At 71.0% G+C, this 24416-nt stretch carries 18 protein-coding genes and 1 riboswitch; of the genes, 14 read left to right on the top strand and 4 right to left on the bottom strand.

Going from position 1 to position 24416, the window contains the following annotated elements:
- Positions 1-155: 155 nt before the first annotated feature.
- The 3 genes from ABT023_RS10830 (at position 156) to ABT023_RS10820 (ending at position 2819) form a co-directional block, all read left to right on the top strand.
- A complete protein-coding gene (locus ABT023_RS10830) occupies positions 156-926 on the top strand; it encodes a GntR family transcriptional regulator (protein WP_350883979.1) in 771 nt (256 codons plus the stop codon).
- Positions 927-964: 38 nt separating this feature from the next.
- The gene (locus ABT023_RS10825) at positions 965-1921 is read left to right on the top strand and encodes an amidohydrolase family protein (RefSeq protein WP_350883977.1); all 957 of its coding nucleotides are present in this window, start codon (positions 965-967) and stop codon (positions 1919-1921) included.
- Positions 1922-2051: 130 nt separating this feature from the next.
- Positions 2052-2819, top strand: coding sequence for an ABC transporter ATP-binding protein (locus ABT023_RS10820; RefSeq protein WP_350883975.1), 768 nt, complete (start codon positions 2052-2054; stop codon positions 2817-2819).
- 4 nt (positions 2820-2823) lie between these two features.
- On the opposite strand, the gene ABT023_RS10815 is transcribed toward ABT023_RS10820, so the two are convergent.
- A complete protein-coding gene (locus tag ABT023_RS10815; RefSeq protein ID WP_350883973.1) occupies positions 2824-4074 on the bottom strand; it encodes a S8 family peptidase in 1251 nt (416 codons plus the stop codon).
- A 310-nt stretch (positions 4075-4384) separates the two neighbouring features.
- Positions 4385-7609: a hypothetical protein gene (locus tag ABT023_RS10810; protein ID WP_350883971.1), complete on the bottom strand. Its 3225-nt coding sequence runs from the start codon at positions 7607-7609 to the stop codon at positions 4385-4387.
- 303 nt (positions 7610-7912) lie between these two features.
- Positions 7913-8128: riboswitch (cobalamin riboswitch) on the top strand.
- Between the two features lie 171 nt (positions 8129-8299).
- Here ABT023_RS10810 and ABT023_RS10805 point away from each other — a divergent pair.
- Both ABT023_RS10805 and ABT023_RS10800 read left to right on the top strand, forming a co-directional pair.
- On the top strand, positions 8300-10699 hold the full coding sequence (locus ABT023_RS10805) for a ribonucleoside-diphosphate reductase subunit alpha (protein WP_350884017.1): 2400 nt from the start codon (positions 8300-8302) through the stop codon (positions 10697-10699).
- A 44-nt stretch (positions 10700-10743) separates the two neighbouring features.
- Complete coding sequence (locus ABT023_RS10800) at positions 10744-11739, top strand: ribonucleotide-diphosphate reductase subunit beta (RefSeq protein WP_350884015.1); 996 nt, start codon at positions 10744-10746, stop codon at positions 11737-11739.
- A gap of 132 nt (positions 11740-11871) precedes the next feature.
- Here ABT023_RS10800 and ABT023_RS10795 read toward each other — a convergent pair whose 3' ends face one another.
- Positions 11872-12453 carry an NAD(P)-dependent oxidoreductase gene (locus tag ABT023_RS10795; RefSeq protein WP_350883969.1) on the bottom strand — a complete coding sequence of 194 codons (582 nt, stop codon included), beginning with the start codon at positions 12451-12453 and terminating at the stop codon, positions 11872-11874.
- A 54-nt stretch (positions 12454-12507) separates the two neighbouring features.
- Here ABT023_RS10795 and ABT023_RS10790 point away from each other — a divergent pair, with 54 nt between their 5' ends.
- The 9 genes from ABT023_RS10790 (at position 12508) to ABT023_RS10750 (ending at position 23302) form a co-directional block, all read left to right on the top strand.
- Positions 12508-12858, top strand: a complete 351-nt coding sequence (locus tag ABT023_RS10790; protein ID WP_350883967.1) for a winged helix-turn-helix transcriptional regulator — start codon at positions 12508-12510, stop codon at positions 12856-12858.
- A 230-nt stretch (positions 12859-13088) separates the two neighbouring features.
- Complete coding sequence (locus ABT023_RS10785) at positions 13089-13283, top strand: hypothetical protein (RefSeq protein WP_350883965.1); 195 nt, start codon at positions 13089-13091, stop codon at positions 13281-13283.
- 25 nt (positions 13284-13308) lie between these two features.
- On the top strand, positions 13309-14232 hold the full coding sequence (locus ABT023_RS10780) for an acyl-CoA dehydrogenase family protein (protein WP_350883963.1): 924 nt from the start codon (positions 13309-13311) through the stop codon (positions 14230-14232).
- A gap of 14 nt (positions 14233-14246) precedes the next feature.
- Positions 14247-17000 carry a thiopeptide-type bacteriocin biosynthesis protein gene (locus ABT023_RS10775; RefSeq protein WP_350883961.1) on the top strand — a complete coding sequence of 918 codons (2754 nt, stop codon included), beginning with the start codon at positions 14247-14249 and terminating at the stop codon, positions 16998-17000.
- Entirely contained in the window at positions 16993-18072 is a 1080-nt protein-coding gene (locus tag ABT023_RS10770; RefSeq protein ID WP_350883959.1) for a glycoside hydrolase family protein, read from the top strand. Before ABT023_RS10775 ends, ABT023_RS10770 begins: the two co-directional genes overlap by 8 nt.
- Positions 18069-20165, top strand: a complete 2097-nt coding sequence (locus ABT023_RS10765) for an ATP-binding cassette domain-containing protein (RefSeq protein ID WP_350883957.1) — start codon at positions 18069-18071, stop codon at positions 20163-20165. Before ABT023_RS10770 ends, ABT023_RS10765 begins: the two co-directional genes overlap by 4 nt.
- On the top strand, positions 20158-20997 hold the full coding sequence (locus tag ABT023_RS10760) for a hypothetical protein (protein ID WP_350883955.1): 840 nt from the start codon (positions 20158-20160) through the stop codon (positions 20995-20997). Before ABT023_RS10765 ends, ABT023_RS10760 begins: the two co-directional genes overlap by 8 nt.
- The gene (locus ABT023_RS10755; protein ID WP_350883953.1) at positions 20994-22262 is read left to right on the top strand and encodes an FAD-binding protein; all 1269 of its coding nucleotides are present in this window, start codon (positions 20994-20996) and stop codon (positions 22260-22262) included. The genes ABT023_RS10760 and ABT023_RS10755 overlap by 4 nt, the downstream gene beginning before the upstream one ends.
- Complete coding sequence (locus ABT023_RS10750; protein ID WP_350883951.1) at positions 22259-23302, top strand: glycosyltransferase; 1044 nt, start codon at positions 22259-22261, stop codon at positions 23300-23302. Before ABT023_RS10755 ends, ABT023_RS10750 begins: the two co-directional genes overlap by 4 nt.
- Here the strand turns inward: ABT023_RS10750 and ABT023_RS10745 are convergent.
- Positions 23221-24111: an AfsR/SARP family transcriptional regulator gene (locus ABT023_RS10745; protein WP_350883949.1), complete on the bottom strand. Its 891-nt coding sequence runs from the start codon at positions 24109-24111 to the stop codon at positions 23221-23223. The genes ABT023_RS10750 and ABT023_RS10745 overlap by 82 nt on opposite strands.
- Between the last annotated feature and the right edge of the window lie 305 nt (positions 24112-24416).

Genomic DNA, 24416 nt, shown 5'->3' with positions numbered 1-24416 from the left:
TTCCACGGCGGCGAAATTGGTACCATTTCCAAAGCGCGCCGGTGCGTTTGTGGGAGCATCCGAAACACCCCATGAACCAGGATCATGTCCCGCTTGTTCTCGAAGACGACGGGACGCGGACGGCATCCACCAGCGGCTTTACCCGGAGGCACACCGTGGCAGCAACGCAGCGTAGAACCGTCCTGGGTGACGCCGGCGATGACGGTCGGGTCGGTGCCGGCGGAGCCGACGGGCAGCACCGCACCCTCGCCGACTCGGCGACCGCGGTCCTGCACGAGGCGATCCTCACCGGTCGGCTGCCGGCCGGCACCCCGCTGCGGCTCAACGAGATGGCCGACCTGCTCGGCATGAGCATGAGCCCGGTCCGGGAGTCGATCCGGCGGTTGGCCGCGATCGGCCTGGTCGAGGTGGTCCAGCACAAGGGCGCCTGGGTCATGCCGCTGACCGTCGAGGACGCGGTCGACACCCACGAGGCCCGGATCGCCATGGAGACGGCGCTGATCGAGCGGGCGGCGACCCGGTTCACCGCCGCGGACGCTCGGCGCGCCGAGGCGGCACTCGACGAGCACGTCGCCGCGTCCGAGCGCGGCGACGCCACGGCTGCCCGTCGGGCGCACACCGAGTTCCACTTCACCATCTACCGGGCTGCCGGCTCGCGCTGGCTGCTGCGCGGCCTGGAGCCGGTCTGGGAGAACAGCGAGCGGTACCGGTTCGCCACGGTCACCCCGACCGGGCAGAACGAGGAGCGGGTCCGGGAACACCGGGCCATCCTCGACGCGTGCGTGGCGGGGGACGTGCCGGCGGCGGTGGCCGCCGTGCAGGTCCACATCCAGCACGCGGCCGACCGGGTGATCGGCAAGATGAACACCGACGCCGCGGAGGTGCCCGCGGCCCGGGAGCCGGTGCGCGCGCGTACCGGCAGATGACCACCGGCCCCACCGCACCCAACCGTTAAGGAAGCCCAGTGTCCGGCATCGACATGCACGCCCACCTCGCCCCCGACCTGCGCCCCGCCGACCTTCCCGGGGTCGCGGTCGACGGTGACGGCGCGGCCCTTCTCGGCGGCAAGCGGGTCGGACCGACCGACCTGTACCACCCGGACCGGCTCGAAGACCACCTGGACCGGGCCGGGCTGGACGAGGCGATCGTCAGCGTGCCCCCGCCCTTCTACCGCCAGCGGTTGTCCGGGCCGGAGGCGGCGGCGTGGGTCCGCGCGGTCAACGACGGCCTGCTCGCCGTGGTCGCCGACCGGCCCCGGCTCACCCCGCTGGCGTACCTGCCGTTCGAACACCCCGAGGTGGCGCTCGCCGAGTACGACCGGATCGCCGCCGACGACCGTTGGGCCGGGGTGGTCGGTGCCGCCGGTGGAGACGCCGGACCGTTGGACGGCCCGGCGTTGCGCCCGCTGTGGCAGCGCCTCGACGCGGACCGGCGCACCCTGCAACTGCACCCCGCGCACTCGGCGGATCCCCGCCTGGAGCCCTACTACCTGGCCAACCTGCTGGGAAACCCGGTCGAGACGACGGTGGCGGTGGCCCAGCTCGTCTTCGGCGGGGTGCTCGGCGGGTACCCGGGGATCCGGTTCGTGCTGGTGCACTGCGGCGGTTGCGTGCCGGCGGTGGTCGGGCGCTGGGAGCGCGGGCACACCACCACCCGGCCGGGCGTACCGGTGCTGTCGCCCACCCCGGCCGAGGCGGTGCGCACCCTCTACGTCGACAACCTGGCCCACGACCCGGCGGTGGTCGACCTGGCGGTGTCGGTCTTCGGCGCGGACCGGCTGGTGCTCGGCAGCGACTGGCCGTTCCCGATGGGCACCGCCGACCCGGCCGCCACGGTGACCCACCGGGGCGGGGACTACGCCCGGCAGGTGGCCACCGACAACGCGGCGCGGGCCCTGGGAAGGGCGCCTGCTGGTTCGTGACCGCAGCACCCCTGGTCCTGCTCGTTGCCTTCAGCCTGGTGATCATGCTGGTCGCGCCGAAGGGGTGTGATCGGATACGCCGACAGGTTGAGATGGCGCGCGCTGGCGCTGCCACGGAGGGGGCGTACCGGTGGACGAGACGAAACTGCTGGTCGGTCGCGGCCTGACCAAGCGGTACGGCGGGGTGACCGCGTTGGCGGACGTGTCGTTCGAGCTGCGAGCCGGGGAGGTCCTCGGGCTGGTCGGGCCGAACTCCGCCGGCAAGACGACGCTGGTGGACCTGATCTCCGGTGCGCAGGCGGCCACCGCCGGTGAGCTGCTGTTGCGTGGGCAGCGGCTCACCGGACCGGCCTCCCGCCGGGCCCGGGTCGGGCTCGGCCGCACCTTCCAGCACCCGCAACTGGCGCTGCACCTGAGCGTCCGGGACAACCTGCTGCTCGGTCGACAGGCGCAACGGCCCAGCACGTCGTGGCGGACGATTGCCGGCGCGTTCACCGGTGCGGTGCGGCCGAACCGGGCGGCCGACCGCGAGGGCGTCCGCCAGTTGGCGCATGAACTGGGTATCGAGGGCCTCGACCGCCGGACGGGCGACCTGACCCTGGGCGAGCAACGACTCGTCGAAGTCGGTCGGGCACTGGGTCAGGACCCGGTGGTGCTGCTGCTCGACGAGCCCTTCGCCGGCTCCGACGCGCAGGGGGCGGCCGGTATCGCCGGGGTGATCCGGAAAGCCAAGCGGCGGGGTCATGCGGTGATCCTGGTCGACCACGACATGGACCTGGTCGCCCGACTGGTCGACCGGGTGCTGCTGCTCGACCGGGGCCGGGTCGCCTTCGACGGCGATCCCCGGGAATGCCTGGCGAGCCCGCAGATGCGGCAGGTCTACTTCGGCTCGCGGTGACGGATCAGAACGTCGGAGACAGGTAGAGGAGCCGGTTGGGCGAACCGGCGCCCGGGTTGCCCACCGCTACGTTGGCGACGCCGAACAGGTAGCTCGCCACCTGGGCCGGTGTCCACGTCGGGTAGTTGGTCAGTACCCGGGCCGCCGCCCCGGCCACGTGCGGTGCGGCGTGTGAGGTGCCGGCCAACGTCTGTACCGCCGAGGGTGAGCCGATCCAGGCGGACCTGATGCCCACGCCCGGGGCGAAGATGTCCACGCAGGAGCCGTAGTTGGAGAAGCTGGCCCGACTGTCGTTCGACTGCGTCGCGGCCACGGTCAGCACGGTCGGCACCGACGCGGGTGAGACGTTGCAGGCGTTGGCGTTCGAGTTGCCCGCAGGGGCCGTCACGGTGATGCCGTCGGCGACGGCGGCGGCCACCGCGTTGTTGAGCGCGGCGCTGGGGGTGGACTGGATCCCGACGTTCGCGACGGCCGGCTGCCCTGCCAGGTGGTCGCCGATCATCCAGTTGATGCCGCTGATCAGGATCGCCAGGGTGCTGGGCAGGACGCAGTCGAACACCTTGACCGCGACCAGCACGACGTCCTTGGCCACCCCGTGCGTCGTCCCGCCGACGGTGCCGGCGGCATGGGTGCCATGCCCGCTGCAGTCGTCCGCAGGCAACATGCCGTCGACCGCGTCAACGCCGTAGATCGCCTGACCGCCGAAATCCTGGTGCCCGATGTAGATCCCGGAGTCGACGATGTACGCCTTGACTCCGGCGCCCTGGCTGACGTAGCTGTAGGTGCCGCTGAGCCCCAGCGGTGCGTCGATCCGGTCCAGGTTCCATGGCGCGTTCAGTTGCGTGGTGGCCAGCGTGGTCAACCGGTCCTGCTCCACCTGGGCGACCGCCGGGTCGGCGGCCAGCCGGCGGGCGACCGCCTCCGACGCCCGCATGGAGAAGCCGTTCAAAGCGTCGTCCCAGACCTGGTCCGGGTGCACGCCGTAGCGGCCGGCCAGGCCACTGACCGCGCTGGACACCGTGGACCGGCCGCCGACCGCGCTCTCCCTGAGCGTCACGATGTAGCTGCCGGGAACCGCCGTCGCACCGCCGGCGCCCAGGATCTCGCCGATCGCACCCGGCGTCGGTTCGGCAGCGGGTGCCGAGGACGCCGGACCGGCGAGCACGGTGGCGGCCAGGGCGGTGGTGGCGAGGACGGCCATGGTGGCCAGCCCGGGTCGACGGGGGTGGGTGAAGATCCTTTGGCGGAGTCTCATGTCTGCGCCATCCCTCTGCTCCGGCCATTCCATCGTGCTCGTGACGCCGATGGAATGGTCTGATCGGTTTTCGGGATCGTACTGCGAGGTTGGCTTGATGGCGATTGGCGGAAATGCGTCCATCGATTGATGGAAGTCTTTTTGGCGTGGGTTGATAATTATTGTTTCCGTGTGTATCAAGATCTGTCGACGACAGTTGGCCCGGCCATGGCGTCCCGACCGGGAGCGCGTCGACGGTGCGGGGCCGCAGACCGATCTGCTGTGGGGGCAGGAGCCCTTCCCGAAGCAGACCGGTCTGCGGCCGATCGACTCAGCTGACGGTCACGGGGACGGTCTTCGGCGGCTGTTGCAGCTGACCGTAGTTGTCGGTCCCTCTGACCGAGACGGTGTAGGCACCCGCCGGGACCACCGGTGACGTGTACGCGAAGTTCGACCCCGGGGATCCCGGGCTGGTGAGGAACACCGAGATCCACGGGAAGTTGCCCGGGACCGACGGCGTGCTGAACACGCCGGAGGCGTTCATCCCCTGGCCGGCGCTGTTGACGATCTGGACGTCCACCCGGAGCATCCCGACGTCGTCCACGGCACGTCCGGTGACCACGATCCGTGAGTCCGTGTAGACCTCGCCGTCCTGCGGGGTGAGGCTCGGCTCCAGCCGTGGGTCGAGATCGCCCGGATACACGAGGTACCGAGCGGTGGCGCCGGAGGTCGAACCGTCCTGCTGGCCCGCCGTGTCGACGGCCCACGCCTCGACGCTGTACTCACCCTTGGTCGGCAGGTCGATCGACAGGGTGAACGCGGTGCTCGTCGCGCCGGGCGAGGCGAGGGTGGCGTTCACCGTGGCGAAGCTCGCCGCCATGGTGCCGTTCGGCTGCACGTACCGGCCGGTGTCCAGGTCGCGCAGCGCCACCCGCACGCTCTGCACGCCGTTGTTGTCGGTCGCGGTGCCGGCCAGGTTGAGGTGCAACTGGTCGACGTTCTGGTCGACACCGGTGAAGCTCAACAGGCCGTTCGGGAAGGCGTCACCGGGCACCTGGGCGGTGACGGTGAGCCGGCCCAGGTTGGCGTTCGCCGTGCTCAGGCCCAGGTTGTCGGTGGCCCGCACCCGGAAGTCGTACACGCCGGGCGTCAGCGGCACGGTGGTGTACGACCAGTTGTACGACGAGGCGTTCAGGTTGATCGGTGAGACCCGGTGGTAGGCCGCGATCGAGTCGGCGCCCCACGTGCCGTCGGCCGCCAGCGCCTCGCGCGTGGTGTTGTTGCGCAGGTAGACCTCGACCGACTTCAGGGTGCCGTCGTCGCCGGCGGTCCCCGAGAACGTGATCGAGCCGCCCGGCGCGACGGTGATCGGTGCGGCGGCGGTGGGCGGCGTCATCGGCGTGGGGGTGGTGACGGCTACCGACGGCGCGACGCCGGTCGCCGAGATGATCCAGTCCCGGGTGTCGCCGCGCAGGTCACTCTGACCGGCGTTGTCGATGGCGGTGGCCGTCATCTTCCATTCGCCCTCGGTGGGGAGGGCCACCTCGACCTGCCAGGTGGTCGACAACGCGCCGATGACGTCCGGCTCGCCGCGGAAGGTGTTGTAGACCGGTGCTGCCGTTCCGTCGTCCTGGAGGTACTGGTTGTCCGACCTGCGGAACGAGTACGTCATCGCGCTGACGCCCTTGTCGTCGCTGGCGGTGCCGGTCGCGACGAAGCTCTGGGCGGCGACCAGGCCGGCGGGCGGCGAGGTGATCTTCGTGGTCGGCGGCAGGTCGTCGAAGCTGAAGGTCTCGATCTTCTTGACGGCCTTCGAGGCGTCGCTCTGGCCGTTGTTGCCGAACGTCTTCGCCTGGACCTGGTATTCGCCGACGGGCAGCGACACGGTGAGGGACCACGAGGTCGAGGCGGTGTTCACCGCTGCGACCGTCGCGTTGATGCTGTTGGCGGCGCCCCACGTCGTGAGGTCGTCCTGCAGGTACTTCTTGGAACCCCGGTTCTGGATCTCGATACCGACCTTGGTGACGCCGGCCGGAGAAGTCGCCTGCCCGCCGAACGCGAACGGCGCGTTGGCCTGCTTGACCGCCCCCTCGATGGGCGTGACGATCGTCGTGTCGACCGGCGAGGGCGCCGGCGCCTGGGCGAGGTCGAAGAACCCGACCCGCCCCACCGGCAGGCCGCCCTTGGTGTTGCCGTCGCCACCGACGAAGAGGCCGCGCGGGGTGGCCAGCATCGCCTTCTCCCCCTCGTACGAGCTGGAACCCGGGTTCCACTCGATCGCCGTGCCCGTGGCCGGGTCGAGCGCGCCGAGGTGGTCACGGCGGACCACCTGGTCGCCGAGACCGTAGCCGCTCAGGCCCTGGCCCGTGCCGTACCCGACGTTGTCCAGGCCGGGCCACGGGACGTTGGAGGTCGGCGATTCCTGCCAACTGAAGTGGCCGCCGACGTACACGGCCGTCTCGGTGATGGCGACCGAGTAGATGCTGTCGAAGTGACGCGACACCCAGATCGGCTCGACGTGGTCGGCACCGGCCACCGGGAACGCGATCGCCGTGTCGTTGATCGGCGGGCGGTCGCCTCCCGAACCGCTGGTGACGACGAAGTAGGAGTCGTCCGGCGCGACGTCACCGGCGAAGACCCGCTGGATGCCGCCGACGAAGGACAGGTTGTCCTCCCAGAGGCGGGTGCGCCACGGCAGGAGGGCCTTGGTGGCGGTGTCGACGAGGCCGACCCCGTAGCGGTCCTGGCCGGCGATCTGGCGACCGGTGTGCACGACCAGCAGGCTGCTGCCGTTGTGCGTCAGCTTGAGCTGCTGCACGGTGAGCATGCCGCCGACGCCGATGCCGCCGGACAGGGGCAGGTTGAACCCGCTGTCCACCGCCCCCGTCGTCGGGTTGAGCGCGACCAGCCCGCCGCGGTTCACACTGTTCACCTTCGTGAACTGGCCGCCCACGTACACCGCGGTGCTGCTCACGGCCAGAGCGGTCGCGCGCCCGTTCCCCTGCGCGGTGAACGCCGCGATCGGAGCGCCGGTGACCGGGTCGAGCCGTACGATCTTGCGCTTCGTCAGGCCGCCGACCGTGTTGAACGAGCCAACGACATAGAGCGACGAGCCGTCCGGCGAGGCCTCGACGGCCTCGACGGACCCGTCGAACGTCGGCTGGAAACCGGTGTCGACCAGGCCCGTGTCGATGTTGTAGGAAGCCAGCGACGGCTGCGCCACCGGCGTCCCGCCGACGTTGGCGATCGCGGTGAAGGAGCCGGCGACGAAGACCCGGTTGCCGATCACCTCGATGTCGGTGATCTCGCCGTCGGTGATCCTCGGTACGTCATTGCGCGGCGTGCTGGGAACCAGCCCGGTGTGCCCCGGCGCCGACAGGGCCGCGGCCGTGCGGACGGCCGTACGTGTCGCACCGCCGCCGCCGACCGTTGCCGTGGCGGCGCGAGCGCCGGCGTTGGCGACCTCGTCGGCGGCACTGCCTGCAGCCGCCGGTTGGCCTGTCAACAGCACAGCCCCGGCGACCAGACCCGCGATGGCGCGGCTCCGAACGTGCATCGAGACAACCCCCTGTAAAACGCCTGAATCGCGTCGCCGGGTCGATTCCCGGCGACGTCCATCCCTGGCGTGCCGGAAGTCACCGTAGGAGGTCGTCATCCCTTGTGTACGGACGCCCGTCGGAAACCCGACCGGTCGACATCCGTTCCGGTCCTACCGGCCGGGTCCGCCGTCCTTGGATCCAGACCCGCTCCACCAATCGGCTCGGTCGCTGCGCCGCAGGAATCGACGAGGCTTCACCGCCGGGCCTCCGACACGCCCGGACTCGACATGTGGGGTGTGACAACGCCGAAGTCCCTATATATGGTGTCGGCCGTAGCTGGTTCGGCCGCTCATCCGGGGTGGTCGAGGCAAGAGGGAACCCGGTGGGAATCCGGGACTGCCCCGCAGCGGTGAGTGGGAACGACCGCCGTCATCAGCACTGGGCCGCCTGCGGCCTGGGAAGCGACGGCCAGTAGAAGACCGGCGAGCCCGGTCACGCCCGCGAGTCCGAAGACCTGCCAGCGCGCCGCGTACCCATACCGGGGTGGGCGGCGGTCCGAGGCCGCGTGGGACGGCCGACGCCACCTGACCCGCGCCTCGCCGGCGTGACGTCCGCCGGTGTCTGCCTCCACGCGTCCCAAGGCCATCAGGTCTCGAGCCCGCGAGGAGTGAGTGATGGCAGTCACCGAGGTTGTCCCGGCCGACGGCATGGTGGCCGACGAGGCAGCCCTACCGGGCCCGCGACGGACGCAGATGCGCGTCCGCAAGCGCGACGGCGGCACCGAACCGGTCGATGTCAACAGGATCGTCGGAGCGGTCGAGCGGTGGACGGTCGGCCTCGCCGACGTCGACCCGTTGCGGGTGGCGACGCGGACGATCAGCGGCCTGTACGACGGCGCGACGACCGCCGAGCTGGACCGGCTGTCCATCCAGACCGCGGCCGAGATGATCGGCGAGGAGCCGCAGTACTCGCGGCTGGCCGCCCGCCTGCTGGCCGGCTACATCGACAAGGAGGTCCGCAGGCAGGGCATCGGCTCGTTCAGCGAGGCGATCCGACGGGGACACGTCGAGGGCCTCATCGGCGACGGCACCGCCGCGTTCGTCGCCGCCAACGCCGCGCAGCTCGATGACGCCGTCGACCCCCACGGTGACCTGCGGTTCGAGTACTTCGGGTTGCGCACGGTCCACGACCGGTACCTGCTGCGCCACCCGACGAGCCGGCTGGTTACGGAGACCCCGCAGTACTGGTTGCTGCGGGTGGCCTGCGGCCTGTCCCACGCCCCGGACGAGGTGATCGAGTTCTACCGGTTGATGTCGAGCCTGGCGTACCTGCCGAGTTCGCCGACGTTGTTCAACTCCGGCACCCGGCACACCCAGATGTCCTCCTGCTACCTGGTCGACTCCCCGCGCGACGAACTGGACTCGATCTACCAGCGGTACGCGCAGGTGGCGAACCTGTCGAAGTTCGCCGGCGGCATCGGCATCGCGTTCTCCCGGGTCCGGTCGCGGGGCGCGCTGATCCGGGGCACCAACGGGCAGTCCAACGGGATCGTGCCGTGGCTGCGGACGCTGGACGCCTCGGTGGCGGCGGTCAACCAGGGCGGCCGGCGCAAGGGCGCGGCCTGCGTCTACCTGGAGCCGTGGCACCCGGACATCGAGGAGTTCCTGCAACTGCGGGACAACACCGGTGAGGATGCCCGGCGCACCCACAACCTGAACCTGGCCAACTGGGTCCCGGACGAGTTCATGCGCCGGGTGGAGGCCGACGGGGTGTGGTCGCTGTTCGACCCGGACGTGGTGCCGGAACTGCCGGACCTGTGGGGGGACGAGTTCGACGCGGCGTACCGGGCGGCCGAGGCTCAGGGCCGGTACGTGCGGCAGGTGCCGGCGCGGGAGCTGTACGGGCGGATGATGCGGACCCTCGCGCAGACCGGCAACGGGTGGATGACGTTCAAGGACGCTGCGAACCGGTTGTGCAACCAGACCGCCGAGCCGGGCAACGTGGTGCACCTGTCCAACCTGTGCACCGAGATCATCGAGGTGTCCAGCGACGCCGAGACCGCCGTGTGCAACCTCGGCTCGGTCAACCTCGCCGCCCACCTCGCCGACGGCGGCCTCGACTGGGAACGGCTGCGCGCCACCGTCCGCACCGCCGTGACGTTCCTCGACCGGGTCATCGACATCAACTACTACCCGACCCCGCAGGCCGCGGCGAGCAACCCCCGCTGGCGGCCGGTCGGCCTCGGCCTGATGGGCCTGCAGGACGTGTTCTTCGCCCTGCGGCTGCCGTTCGACTCCCCGGCCGCCCGGGAGCTGTCCACCCGGATCAGCGAGGAGCTGTACCTGACGGCCCTGGAGACCTCCGCCGACCTGGCGGAACGCTTCGGAGCCCACCCGGCCTTCGCCGAGACCCGGGCGGCACGCGGCCGGCTCCAGCCGGACCTGTGGGGCGTCACGGGCAGCCAGGCGCAGCGCTGGAGGGTGCTGCGGGAGCGCGTCGCCGCGCACGGCCTGCGCAACTCGCTGCTGGTGGCGATCGCCCCGACCGCCACCATCGCCTCCATCGCCGGCTGCTACGAGTGCATCGAGCCGCAGGTGTCCAACCTGTTCAAGCGCGAGACCCTGTCCGGGGAGTTCCTCCAGGTCAACACCGCTCTCGTACGCGAACTGAAGGCCCGCGGCCTGTGGACCGACGAAGTCCGCTCGGCGATCAAGCGCGCCGAGGGATCGGTGCAGGGCATCACGGAACTGCCGGCGGAGGTCCGGCAGCTGTTCCGTACGGCCTGGGAGTTGCCGCAGCGGGCGCTGATCGACCTGGCCGCCGCCCGCGCCCCGTTCATCGACCAGTCGCAGTCGCTGAACCTGTTCCTCGCCGCCCCGACGATCGGCAAGCTCTCCTCGATGTACCTGTACGCCTGGAAGGCCGGGCTGAAGAGCACCTACTACCTGCGGTCCCGCCCCGCCACCCGGATCCAGCAGGCCACGGTCGCACCCGCCGGCCCGGTCAGCGCCGTCGGCCCGGTCGGCGTCGTCGCGGCGGGGGTGGCCGTCGACGAGGCGGTGGCCTGTTCCCTGGAGAACCCCGAGTCGTGCGAGGCCTGCCAGTGACCGCCCCGACCGACACCACCGCCACCGACCCGAGGACCACACACATGCTGCTCGACCCGGGGATGGACCTCACCCTCCGCCCGATGCGCTACCCGCACTTCTTCGACCGGTTCCGCGACGCCATCCGCAACACCTGGACGGTGGAGGAGGTCGACCTGCACGCCGACCTCGCCGACCTCGACCGGCTCTCCCCGGCGGAGCGGCACCTGGTGAGCCGCCTCGTCGCGTTCTTCGCCACCGGCGACACCATCGTCGCCAACAACCTGGTGCTGAACCTCTACCAGCACGTGAACTCGCCGGAGGGGCGGCTCTACCTGTCGCGGCAACTGTTCGAGGAGGCCGTGCACGTCCAGTTCTACCTGAACCTGCTCGACACGTACGTGCCCGACGAGGCCGAGCGGTTCGCCGCGTTCGACGCCATCGAGAACATTCCCTCGATCCGGCGTAAGGCCGAGTTCTGCTTCCGCTGGATCGACTCCCTCCAGGACCTGCGGGAGCTGCGTTCGAAGCAGGACCGGCGGGTGTTCCTGCTCAACCTGATCTGCTTCGCCGCCTGCATCGAGGGGTTGTTCTTCTACGGCGCCTTCGCCTACGTCTACTTCCTGCGCTCCCGGGGACTGCTGCACGGCCTGGCGTCCGGCACCAACTGGGTGTTCCGCGACGAGTCCATGCACATGGCCTTCGCCTTCGACGTGGTCGACACCGTCCGCCGCGAGGAACCGGACCTGTTCGACGACGACCTCGCAGACCAGGTCCGCCTGATGCTCACCGAGGCCGTCGAGTGCGAGGTCCAGTTCGCCGAGGACCTGCTCGGCCACGGCGTGTCCGGGATGTCCCTGGCCGACATGCGCCAGTACCTCCAGCACGTCGCCGACCGGCGGCTCGCACAGCTCGGCATGCCCGTCCACTACGGGTCGACCAACCCGTTCGCGTTCATGGAGTTGCAGGACGTGCAGGAGCTGTCCAACTTCTTCGAACGGCGGGTGTCGGCGTACCAGGTCGGGGTGACCGGCACCGTCGCCTTCGACGACGACTTCTGAGGCGACCGTGACAGGCGAGTCGCCCGGCACAGGTCGGCGATCTCGCCTGTCACGCCATGGTCGCGTCCACCGCGTCTCGGGCGTCGGTCGACGGCTCTCGGCGGGCCAGACCGTAAGCGCACCACCCAAGGGCTAACTCGTCACCCCGATGTGCGTTCGCCGGAACTGGGCCCGCTCGGCCTCATCGATCAGGGCGCGCGCGTGATCGGCGTAGGTGATGTGCTCCGCCAGGTCGCCGGGCGCGAGGTGGTACCCGCCGGCGGGCTTGCCCTCAAGGTCGAAGTTGCCCGATGGGCTGACCGCGACCCAGTCAAGGTCGGAACCGCGGAGAATGTCCAGGGCCGCACGGTGGGCCAGGGAGAAGGGCTGAAACTCGGCAGGGAAACCGGCCATGTCCATGACGGGCACGCCGTTCGCGTCGGGCAGCAGCGACGCGAGGCTGACCCAGACGAGGCGGTTCACCCCCGCCTCCTTCAACCCCGTGACGAGGCTCGCAGCCGCGGCGCGGAAGAAAACAGCGGGATCGGCATTGGCGTCAGCCGCGGCCACGATCGCCACATCGTGCCCCGCCGCCGCCCTGGCCACAGCGGCGGCATCCGTGACGTCCGCCGCGGAGCGCACGAGCGGCGTGACCTCATGGCCGCGCGCCCTCGCCTCCACAACAGCGGTGCCACCGGCCTTGCCACCCGCTCCGAAAACAACGATCTTCAACATGGCGACGACCATAGGGCAGGTCATGGTTACCGATCGGGTACCTATTCTCGATCCATGAGCCGCCCGGAGCATGACATGTTCGATGAGCTGTGCCCTTCCTCGTTCCTGCCGGTACGGATGGGGCACAAGTGGGCGCCGCTTGTCATGCGGTTGCTGGAAGCGGCGCCGCTCCGGTTCGGCGAGCTGCGCGTCGTGCTGCACCGGACGAGCCCCAAGGAACTCACCCGAGCCCTGCGCGTTCTTGAACGCGATGGCTTCGTATCGCGCGCGACGGCCGGCCGCGCCGTCACCTACGAGCTGACGCCGCTCGGCCGGAGCCTGCTCGGCCCCCTCAAGATTGTCTACGAGTGGACGTCGACCCACTGGGACGAACTTCTTGACGCCCGCGATCCCGTTGAGGCATGAATACGTCTCGTGTTATGCGCCTTCGATAGGGCTGATTCCCGGTAACCCTGTGTCAGCGAGATCGGGCGGCCGGTAGTGAATTGACGTCCGGAGGTCAGCAGTCACCGGGCGCATAGCGGACGCATAGAAGGCGCAGATTGCCGTCGGCAATGCTGGCCGCCATCGATGTTGTGCGGTTCGGGCGAACCCTCGGCCGCACACATTCACTGTCACGAACCTGAGAGGTGGATATGACCAACAACATCAAGGCGGGTGCCCAGATGGTGGACCACGCGGAGAACTTCGTCGACCTCGACGACCTCGACCTCGCCGGGATCGACGTCGAGGCCGGCGAGATCGCCGGTGGCATCAACTGGACCTCGATCATCCCGACCACCGGCTGCACCAGCACCACCAACCGGTGCGGCGGCGGCGGATCGTACTGATCGTCCAATAGTTAGGTAATGATCGATGCGACAGCTCGCCGCTACGCTGCTGTGGCTGCGCGACGGTCCGGACGAGGTCCAGAGCCTGGTAGCAGGCCTGGATCTCGTTCGTCGCGCCTCAGCCGAGGACGCCAGTGAGGCGTGGCTCTGCATGATTGCCAACGGCACCGCGCACTACCTTTCGACGTACGCGCCCGGTGACCTGCTGTCCCGGGCGTACTCCGGAACCAACGCGGTTTACGGCGTGGTCGCCCAGGTCGGTCGGCTGGGCAGGGACCCGGACGGTGAGCTGGTGGTCGACGGGTGCTGGCGGTTCGGCTCCGGCGCGGACCGGGCCACCTTCATGGCCATGGGGTGCGAGCCGGTTCAGGGCAACCGCACCACCGTGCTGATCGACCGCGCCCGACTGCGCGTCGAGCACCCGTGGGAGGGCCCCGGCCTGCTCGGCACGACGAGTCACACCCTGAGTGCCCGGGGCCTGGGGGTGCGACCCGAGGACGTCATCGAGATGTCGGCCATCCCGACGAATCGCCCGCTGGGGATCTACGCCGATGCGGAGCTGTTCCTGGCGAACATGCCCGGGGTGGCGATCGGGCTCGCCGAGCGGCTGCTGGAGCTGCTGGGTCCCGGCATGTCGCCGGGATCGCCCTGGCAGGCCGCCTACGCCGAGGCCGAAACCCGCACCATCCTGGCCCGACGCGGTCTGACCGGGATGCTGCACGGCTTCGACGCGCTGGCCCGGGACGGGCGGCTGCGGCCGTTCGCGCCGGCCCTGCGGGCCGAATACCGCGCGGTCCTCTCCGCCGCCTACCACGTCTGCCTCGACGCGATTCTCGCCCTGGTCGAGGTTTGCGACTCGGCGGACCCCGGTGTGCAGCAGCGGCTGGCCCAGGCACGTCTGGACGCCGCCACCATGAAGCCGCACGCGGCCATGCGGCCGCACAGATGACCGGAGCCGCTGGAATGACGCCATCCCCACGGACGCTGTCCACGCCGGGCTGGTGCCTGGTCCGGGTGCCGATGCTGCCGGCCGTGCCTTGCGACGATTCGTCGCCCCCGGCCGGCGAGCTGTCGCGGCGGCTGCTGGAACTGGCCGTGGAGTACGCCACCACCTTCCAGCGCTCCGGGGACGACGACCGCGACTGGCAGGACCAGCCGACCCGGATGGCGATCTACGGCAACCGGGCCCGATTCCGGCCCACCCCGTTCGGAATGTTCGGCTTCAGCATGCTCGCCGACCTTGTCGACGGTGATTTCACGACGCGCATCGATCTCGCGACCGAGATCCGGCTGGCGCGCCTCGACCTGCCCCGGCCGACCGGGAGCTGGTTCGTCAATCCCACCCTCGTCGCCGATGCCGGCCGCTGGTCGTACGTGCGTCCGGACCGGGGCGGGACGACGTCGTTGTCGGACGATCCGGCGATCTGCCGGCTCGCCGAGCTGCTCGATGAACAGCGTGCGGCCGCACCGCGCTCCGCTGCCGACTGGGCTGCCGACCTCGGCGATGACGGCACGGCACAGTTCGACCTCTGCGTACGCCGACACCTGCTGTTGCCGGAGCACGCCCCGGAGATGCTGGTGGGCACCGCCGTGGCGGCCTCGCCCACGGATCCGGTGAAGGCGGTGCTCGCCGAGGAACGGCCCTTCCGCCCCGACCAGTTCGTGGACGCGTTCAGCGAGGTTCGGCCCCGCCTCGACCGCGGCCCGGTGGAGGCGTTGGCCGACGGCGTCGCCCAGATCATGCGGGTGCCGTGGCCGTCCGACCGGCTCGAACGGGTCAGGGAGTACGTGGGCGGCATGTTCTCCGGCGGCGCGGTGCCGCTGACCTGGCTGCTGACCGCACCGGTGGACCACTCGCTGGGTAGTTGGCGGCGACCGCCGACGCCTGCGGAGACCCCCGACCTCCCGGATGCGCCGCGGCGGCTGTTCGTGCCCCCCGGCCGCCGCGACAACAGCGCGGTCCAGTGGTGGAACGACGCGGTCACGCTGGACCAGTGGCGGGCGGGGCAACCCGAGCGGGCCGGTGCCGGCATCTCCGATCCCGCGGGCTCGACCCGACCCCGGTTCGGCATGGCCTGCGGCGCGCTCCTGGCCGAGCCGTGCTCCGGTACCGATGCCTGGCTGAAGATGATCATGCCCGGGTTCTGGGGCGGGCCGGGGGCCAGGTTCGGCGAGCACCTGCGCGTTCCGGAGCTCTGCGCCACGGTGGAGGACCCCGGCCGGCTCGCCGTCGAGCTCGGCTGGATTCCGCTGGACCGGCGGGCGCCGCTGGCCCGACGTCGGGTCGGCGAGCTGCCCCGACTCAACCTCAACCTGCCGCACCGTCCCGGCGACCTCCTCCTCACCGACCTTGCGGTCGTCGTCGTGGACGGTCGGCTCCAGCTGATCAACCGCGCCGACGGGCGCTTCGTGGAACTGCGCTGGGACAGCCCACTGTCGTTGAGCCACGATCTCAACCCCTGGGCGGTCAGGCTGCTCGGGCTGCTCATGGACGAGGCCGCCGACACGATACCGGCCGCCGACCCGAGCCAGTGGCGGTCGCCGGGTGGCATGAATCCGCGCATCACCGCCGGTCGTTGCCTGCTTGCCCGCCGTGGCCTGGTGCTGAACGCCCGACACCGGGCCGACCTGCTCGAGTTGGCCGCCGATCCCGTCGGGCTCTGCGACGTGCTGACCGAGGTCGGGCTGGGATCCACGGTGGAGTTGACCGAGGGCGCGGACCTCACCATGCGGATCGACCTCACCGACGCCGTGCAACGGCGGTGGTTCACCCAGCGGCTGCGCCGCGAGGGCAGGCTCCAGCTGCACGAGGCGCTGCCGGTGAGCACGCCGGTGTGGTCCGATCTCGGCGGCCACGTGCACGACCTCTGGGTGCCCTGGTCGTACCAGGAGCCGGCGGTGAGCCGGCCGCTGTCGCGGACCCGGCTCGTGGACCGGCTGCCCGTGGCGGACCCGGACTGGACCAGCTGGTACGTGTACGCCCCGGACCGGGCGGTGGAGACGTGGCTGGCCAGGGCTGACGTGATGGCGCTCATGCGCCGGGCCGAGCTGTTCTACATCCGGTACCGGGACGAACGGCCTCACCTGCGGGTACGCGTGCGTTCCTCGGCCGCGACCGAGGTGTTGCTCGCCGATCTGCGCACCCACCTGGCCAGACTGGTGCCGCAGCAACCGTGGGAGGTCGAGGTCCGCGCCTGGGTGCCGGAGGACTACCGGTACGGCGGCCCGGCATTCCGGGCGGATACCCTGCGTCATTTCTGCGGCGACTCGGCCTGGTGGGTGGGGCGGCTCGCCGCCGGTCCGGACCAGGCGGGCCGGTACGCGCTGGCGGTGTCCCGGATCGCGGCCTGGTGCCGGCAACTCGGCGGGGACGACGGAGCCCTCGACCTGCTGTGCGATCTGCGTGGGCTGGATCCGCGGCTGCCCAGTTCCCTGGCCCAGCGGGACTGGATGGCGGCCTTCCGTTCGGCCCGGCCCGGTCTGGAGCGGGCCTTGGACTCCGTACTCGCCGAGCCTGATCCGACGCTCGGCCATCTCGTGGGCATGAACGAGGACGCCCGTCGCCTGGCGCTCAGCAGCATGATCCACATGACCGTCAACCGAGGGCTTCCGCTCGGGCAGGCGGTGAGCCGCGAGCCGGAGATCGTGATGGCAGCGGCGCGGCTGCTGAAGGGCCGGATGGCCCGGGTGCCACGGGGCGGGACCGGGCATGCCTGAGGTCGACGCCGCGCGTCGGCTGCTCCGCCGGCTGATGGGGCATCTCCGCCGACGTGGCAACGCGACCGTGGATGCGCTGGCGGCCCTGGCTCTGCTCGCGTTGCGGCTCGACCACCGTCCGCTGGCCGGGTCGCTGACCCAGCTCGCGTTGCGCGGCGAGCCCGTTTCCGACCACCGGGTCACCTGGCTGCTGCATCGTCTGGTGGACGACTGCCTCTCCTCGGCTGCCGGCGACCTGGATGTGCCGGCGTCGCCCGGCCCGGCGGCTGCCGAGGTGCTGACCGCCCAGTACCGGCGCTTCGTCGAGGCCGGCGAGCTGGATCCGATCAACGGTGCCGGGGGCATCGGGATCGCGCTGTGGGACGTGGCCGGCCCGGCGGCGCGGGACGAACTCGCTCCCGCGCTCACCCGGACCGCCCTCGGCATCCTGCGGGCGCCGTCGAACGGGGTCTACCACGGTCGCAGCGGTGGCGTCCTGTTGCTACGAATGCTCGGTCACCGGTATGGCCGGGACGAGGTGCTGACCGGCGCGGTCGACGCCCTGGTCCGCGACATCGAGCGGCTTGAGCCGGCGGTGCTCGACACCGGTGGCCTGGGCGCCGGCGGGGTCACCCTGTGCTCCGGCCTGCCAGGCATGCTGGCCGCGCTGGGCCCGGACGCCGAACCGGCCGTGCTGGAGCGGACAGTCCGAGCGCCGATCACCCAGGCGTCCCTGCGTCGGCTCGACGAGTTGCTCGTCGACGAGACCGCCGACGTCACCTTCTGCCACGGCCTCGCCGGGCTGAGCCTCGCCATCCGGCTCTCGCCATGCTGGGCAGGGCTCGTCGGCGCCGATCGGGCGAGCGCGCTGGGGGCCCGGCTCTCGGCCCACCTCGACCGGGTCGACGGGCAGGCAGTGGCCGACGCCTTCGACACGCCGTACGTTCTCTCCGTGCTGAGCGGACCGGTCGGGGTGGCGCTGGCGCTGGCGGAGACCGTGACCAGCACCCCGCCGTGGTGGGGGAGCGGGGTGAGCCTGGGCGACGGCACGTCCGCCGTGGCCGGAACACGAGTGATCGGAGTCCCCGTATGACAGTCAGCCTGCAGACGCAGGACAACGACTGCGGGGTGCAGGCCCTGGTCACCAGCCTGAAGCTGCTGGGCCACGACTTCCCCGAGCCGGCGTTGCGGGACGCGTTGTCCGTACGTGGAGCGCTCTCGATGCGGGACCTGCGGGACACCTCGGCCGAGGTGTGCGGCGTTCGCTATCGCGCCCGGCGGGAGTGCCCTTTCGACGCGCTGACCCCCGGCGCCATCGTTCACCTGCGGGCTGACCACTTCATCACCGTCGAACGTCGGCGGCGGGGCCAGGTACGGATCTTCGACCCGTCGTTCGGTCACGCGTGGCTCGACGAGCGCGGCTACCGCGAGCGGTCCTCCGGCTGGGTGCTGCTGCCGGGTTCCCGGCCGGGCGCGCCAGGTGCCGGCGACCAGCCTGCGGCGCGGGCCACGTCGGCCGGGCGCGCCCGCCGGTCGGCCCGGGCCTCGTGGCTGTGGCCGCTGGTGCGTTCCGGAGAGCTCAGCTTCCGCCAGGTCGTGCCGCTGCTCGTGATGAGCCTCGTGCTCTACACCGGCCTGACCATGCTCAACCTGGTCCTGCTGCCGTACCTGAACCAGGTCGCGGCCGGTGGCCGGGTGGCCGCCGGCCCCCTGGCCGCCGCCCTCATCACCTTCTTCGTCGCGCTGAGTGTGCTGTTCTGGCTGCGGCACCGGCAGCTCACCTCGGTCGGGCTGGCGTTCGACCGGGCAATGCTCGGTAACCTCGTCGACCGGCTGACCCGCACGTCGGCGACGACCGAGATGACCTCGGGTGCGGTCCTGCACCGGGTGCAGAGCGCCCGGGAGGTGCGGGAGGCCGGCACCACCCTGGCCCTGTCGATGTTCACCGACGCCGTCGCCGTGGTGATCCTGCTGGCGTTCATGGCGTCGATGTCGCTGCCGCTCACCGGCGTGGTGGCGGCCCTCGGCGCCCTGCACATCGGGGTCACGCTGCTCGCCCGACGGCCGATCAGCCGCCACTACGACGAGCAACTGCGCCTGGACGGTGAGGTCCAGGACGTCCTGATCACCACGACCCGGGGACTGACCACCTTCCGTGGTCTCGGGGCCGTCTCGCACCTGAGGGCCGAACACGCCCGGCGGCTTGATCTGCTGCACGAGTCGGTACGAACGTTGCAGTACCGGCTCTCCTGGGTGTACGGGCCGAGTGAGGCCCTGCGCTTCTCCGGCCTGTACGTGATTCTCATCGTGGGGTCGGTGCTGGCCGCGACGGGGCTGGTCAGCACGGGTGAGCTGTTCGGATTCCTCACCCTCGGCGGGACGGTGCTGTTCTCGGTCATCTCCATCGCGCAGACCCTGCCGGCCGTCGCCCAGTTGGAGCGGCAGCTGCGTTACGTGGCGACGCTGCTGACGCTGCCGGCGATGCCGGCCGGCACGCACACCCGGCCGGTGCCGGACGCGCCGGCGGTGGAGCTGGACGGCGTGCGTGTCTGCCGCCCCAGGGACGGCTTCGACCTGCGGCTCGACCTGCGTGTCGAGCGGGGTGAGACCGTCACCGTCGGCGGGGTGAGCGGCGTCGGCAAGTCCACGATGGCGCAGATCGTCAGTGGGCTGGACCCGGCGCCGACCGGCCGGGCCGTGATCTACGGTGTGCCGGCCGGGGACTGGGACCCGGACGCGTTGCGGCCGTTGGTCTGTTACGTACCGCCCCGTTCCGACTTCATGCACACCACGATCCGCGACAGCCTCTGCGCCGGCGCGAACGAGGTGGACGACCAGGAAATCCGAAACATGCTCACGTTGATGGAACTGGACGAGGTGATGCGCCCGCTGCGGCTGGGGCTGCGCACGACGCTACGGATCAACGGCGCGACCTTCAGCGCGGGTGAGGTGCAGCGGTTCGCGTTGGCCCGGGCGCTGCTGCGCCGACCATCGCTGTTGATCCTCGACGAGGCGACCAACTCCCTCGACCGCGAGATGGAACTGCGGCTGCTGAACGCCGTCCGGGCGCGGGTGGAGACGCTGATGGTGGTCAGCCACCGGCCGGTCGGCGAGCACCTGGGCAGCCGACACCTGACCGTCGTACGCGATCAGGACGGCGTCTCCCGGGTGGTGTCCGGTGGCTGAGCCGTTGCGCGGGGTGCACGCCTATTGGCGGATTCCCAGCCGGCATCCGCGCCCCTACCGGCAGCTGTCCTGCGCCACCTGGCTGCTGAGCATCCTGTCCTGGCAGCGGCACGCCGGTCCGATCGACCTGTACGCCGACCCGCCGACGATCGACTGGCTCGATCAACTTGGCTGGCTCGGCCACTACGACCGGGCGGAGGTCCTCGACGACGCCGGGCTGGACCGACACTACGACCGGGTCGCCTGCTTCGCGTTGCCGAAGCTGCTCGCCCTCGATCGCTTTCCCGAGTCGGTGCTCGTCGACACCGATGCCTACCTGCGCGTCGGCCTGCGCCCGCAAGGACCCGGTTCGCTCTTCGCCCACCTGGAACGCGGCGACGTCGACTTCTACACCCGGCTGCGCGAACTCGCCAACCCAGCCGGCGTGGATCTGCCCGACTCGCTGGCGCTGGTCGGCAACACCTCGCTGTTCCGGGCCGCCGACCCCGACCTGGCCCGTCGGATCAGCCGCACCGGGCTGTCCTTCCTGGCCGACAACCCGTCCACCCCGGGACGCGACATCCACTCGCACATGACCGTCGCCGAGCAGGTGCTCGCCACGCACCTCACGATCACCGCCGGGCATCCGGTGGTGAACGTCTTCGGCGCGGTCTGGTCGCCGCAGACGCTCACCTGGATGACCGACCCCCCGAACTTCGGCCACCTGTGGAGCATCAAGCGCGGGCCGCAGGTGGCGACGCTGGTCGCCGCGTACGCGTCGGTCACCCGAATTCTGCGCGACGAGTACGGGATCGCCCCGGACCGGGTACGCACGGCGCTGGAGCAGGTGTGAGCCAGGCGGGCCTGTTCGACCGGCTGGCGAACGCGGGCGCCATCGTGACGTCGGCGGCATCGACGGCGTCGACCGTGCCCGGTGGCCATCCGCCGGAATGGGTGGTGGAGCCCACGTCGCTGACCGAGCTCGGCGCGGTGGTCCGGATCCTCAACGACAGCGCGGTCCCGTGGCGGGTCGACAGCCGCGGGCGCAACTGGGGGTACGACGACTCCCGCGTACGCACGCCCGGCGTGATCATCCGGCTGGCCCGACTGGACCGGCTCAGCCTGGACGTCGAGATCGGTCTCGCCACGGTGCAGCCCGGGGTTACCTTCGCCAGGTTGAAGGCGGCACTGACCGACGCCGGAGCGGCGTTCTACCTGCCGCCGCCGGGTTCCGGACCGCACACCTCCGTCCTCGGCAACGCCCTCGACCGGGGGCTGCTCTCCGGGCTCGGCGAACGGGAGCGTCACTGCCGGGACTTCCTGGTGATGGAGCGCGACGGTTCGCTGCACCGGCCCGGCTGGACCGGTGCGGAGGACGCGCGGGTCCGGGGTGCCCTGCCCTACCCGCCCGGTCCGCACGGACAGGGAGCACTGTTCCAGACCGGCGGGTACGGCCCGATCGTGGTGGAGCTGACCCATGTCCTCCAGGCGGCACCGGCACAGGCGATGCGGCTGGTGGTGCTCTCCGAGCCGGCCCTGACCGAGGAACTGGTGCGTTGCTGGCGTGAGCTGCTCGTGGAGGGACTGGCGAGTAGTTCCATCCTGGCACCGCAGGCGCGTCGGAGGGCGCAGGGGGTCGCCACCGCCCACGACGGGCTCGTCCTCGACCTGTCCGTCACCGCCGGCTCCGTGGCGACCCTGCGGGCCAAGGCCGCGGACGTCCAGCGGCTGGTCCGCGAGCACGGGCAGCGGCTGGCGCTGCGGGTCTCGGAGCACCCCGACGACCTGCGCATCGTCGGCGGTGACAGCGAGCACCCGGAGGAGGTCGCCCAACTCGCCGAAGGGTTGGAGTGGCACACGGCGGCGCTGCCGTTCGCGCCGTCGACGGTCGTCGCCTTCGCGCACGCCGTACAGGCAGAGGCGGTACTGGCGGACACGCCGTGGTCCCTGCGCCCGCTCGACGACCGGGCAGTGGTCTGGCTGTCCCCGTTCGTCTACCGCAAGGACGATCCGGCCGACGTCGAGCTGCTTCGCCGCCGGGCTGCCGCCTTCGCCCGCATCCGTGGCGAGTTCGGCCTGCCCTCGTACCGGTCCGGCGGGGTGCGTGGCGGGCGATGAGACACCTTCTCGTCGTCAGCGTGCACCGCATCTCCACCGGGCGGTCGGGCGAGGCGATCCACCTCCGGCAGCTTGCCGGGGCACTGCGGACCGCCGGTGAGCGGGTGACGGTGCTGGACGGGCCGATCAACCCGGGCGCGGCGGGCAGCGGGCACGACGCGGCGCTGCAGTCCCTGGCGGGAGCGCTCGACCGGCTGCTGCGGCAGGACCGCCCGGATGCGGCCCTGCTCTGGGGACATCTCGGTGAGGAGACCGTACTGGCACAGCGGCTGCGGGCGGCCGGCGTGCCGATCGTGTTGGAGCATCCCGCGGCCGACCTTCGGCCCGCCGCGCAGACGCTCCGCCTCGTCGACGAAGTCGTGGTCCCGTCCCGATTCGCCCGGGATCTCTTCGCCGGGCAGACCGGTCGGGATGCCCGGCCGATCGAGCCGCTGTTGCGCCCGTGCTCCTGTTCACCCGGCGCGGGCCCCGGTGGCGCCGCCCGGTCCGGCCCGTACCGGCTCACCTTCGTCAACCCCGAGCCGGCCAAGGGCCTCGGTGTGGTGATGCACCTGGTCGCAGCCACCCTCCGGGCGAATCTGCCGTTCCGCTTCCGCTTCGTGGAGGGTCGTTGGACCGCCGCCGATCTGGCCGCCGAGGGCATCGTCGCGGCGGAACTGCCGTGCCTTGAGGTCGTCGGCTACCGCGCCGACATCTGTTCGCTGTACGCCGAGACGGACCTGCTGCTGGCGCCGAGCCTGTGGCGGGAGAGCTTCGGGATGATCGCCCGCGAGGCCGTGGTGCACGGTGTGCCCGTCGTCGCCACCCGGACCGGCGGGTTGCCCGAGGCCGTCGGCGACGGCGGAATCTGCCTCGATCCGCCGGAGTGCGGCGACGACTACCTGGTACGGATGACCGGGGACGAGGTCCGGGCGTGGCTGTCCGCTGTCGTGGACGGGCTGCGCCGTGGGCGCCGGCCTCAGCCGGAGCTGCTGTCCCGGGCCACCGCCGAGAGCGTCCAGGCGTACCGCGAGGTGCTGTCGGGCCGCGTGGCGGCGTGAGGACGCCGCTCGGCACGCCATCCCGGCAACGCCGTGCCCGCGAGGACGACGGCGGCGCCGTCCGGTGTGGCCCTCTCGTCAAGATCGAGCTTGGGGTCCTGCCGCAGGATGGCCAGCTCCAGGTCGCGGAGCAGCGGGCCGGGGTCGAGCCCGTGCTGATCGGCGAGCATCTGGCAGCCCTGCCGGGCCACCCGCAGCGCCTCAAGCTGCCGACCACAGCGATACAGCGCAATCATGAGCTGGGTGCGCAGGCGTTCGCGCAGCGGATACTCGGCGACGTACCGGGTCAGTTCGGCGATGAGCTCATGGTGTCTTCCGAGGCTCAGCTCAAGGCCGAGGAGCCACTCCAGGTCGGCGAGGCGTCTCTCCTCCAGATGCAACCGGCCGGGTTCGACGAAGTCGGCGGCCGCGCCGGCAAGCGGCGATCCCCGCCAGAGCGCCAATGCCTCGCGCATGAGCTTGCAGGCATTCTCCAGAAGGCCCCGCTCACCCTCGACCCGAGCCGTCGTGGTCAGGGTCGTGTACCTCGCCAGGTCGAGCTGGTCGGCCGTCAGCGCCAGCAGATATCCGCCGGGCTGGGTGACGATCGGCTCGGCGGCGATGTCGGCCTGCTGGATGCTCCGGCGCAACGCCCAGATCTCGGACTGGATCTGGGCTCTCGCCGTCGACGGCGGGCTGACTCCCCAGATCGCCCCGGCCAGCTGGTCGACCGACACCACCTGGTTGGCGTGCAGCAGCAGGTAGGCCAGCACCGCCCGACGGCGGGGCCGATCCACGTTGACCGGGGAGCCGTGAGCCGTGACACCCACCGGGCCCAGTAGAGTGAAGCGCAGGCTCATGATGTCCCACCCGAAGACAGCGGGGCCGGGCTGCCGCCCTCGAAACCGGTGCTCGGATCGATACTCTTCCGGAGCCGATGACAGTCCAACGGGGCGTCCATTTCGGATGTTCTCCCTCGCGAGGCTGGGTGAACCGTTCGGGAGCATCCTGGTGGGTAGGCGTTCACCGGCACCCGGGATCGATGTCTACTCCCATCGCGTGGAAGCTAACGACGGGCCGGTACGCGGGACCGACGTCCGGCTTCCCGTAGCTGTCCCGTACCGGTCCCGCCTGG

Origin of the sequence: Micromonospora sp. NPDC002296, assembly GCF_040296145.1 — a bacterium.
Taxonomy (GTDB): Bacteria; Actinomycetota; Actinomycetes; order Mycobacteriales; family Micromonosporaceae; genus Micromonospora.
The sequence above is the reverse complement of the archived record's forward strand: the minus strand, read 5'-3'. Positions and strand labels throughout refer to the sequence as shown.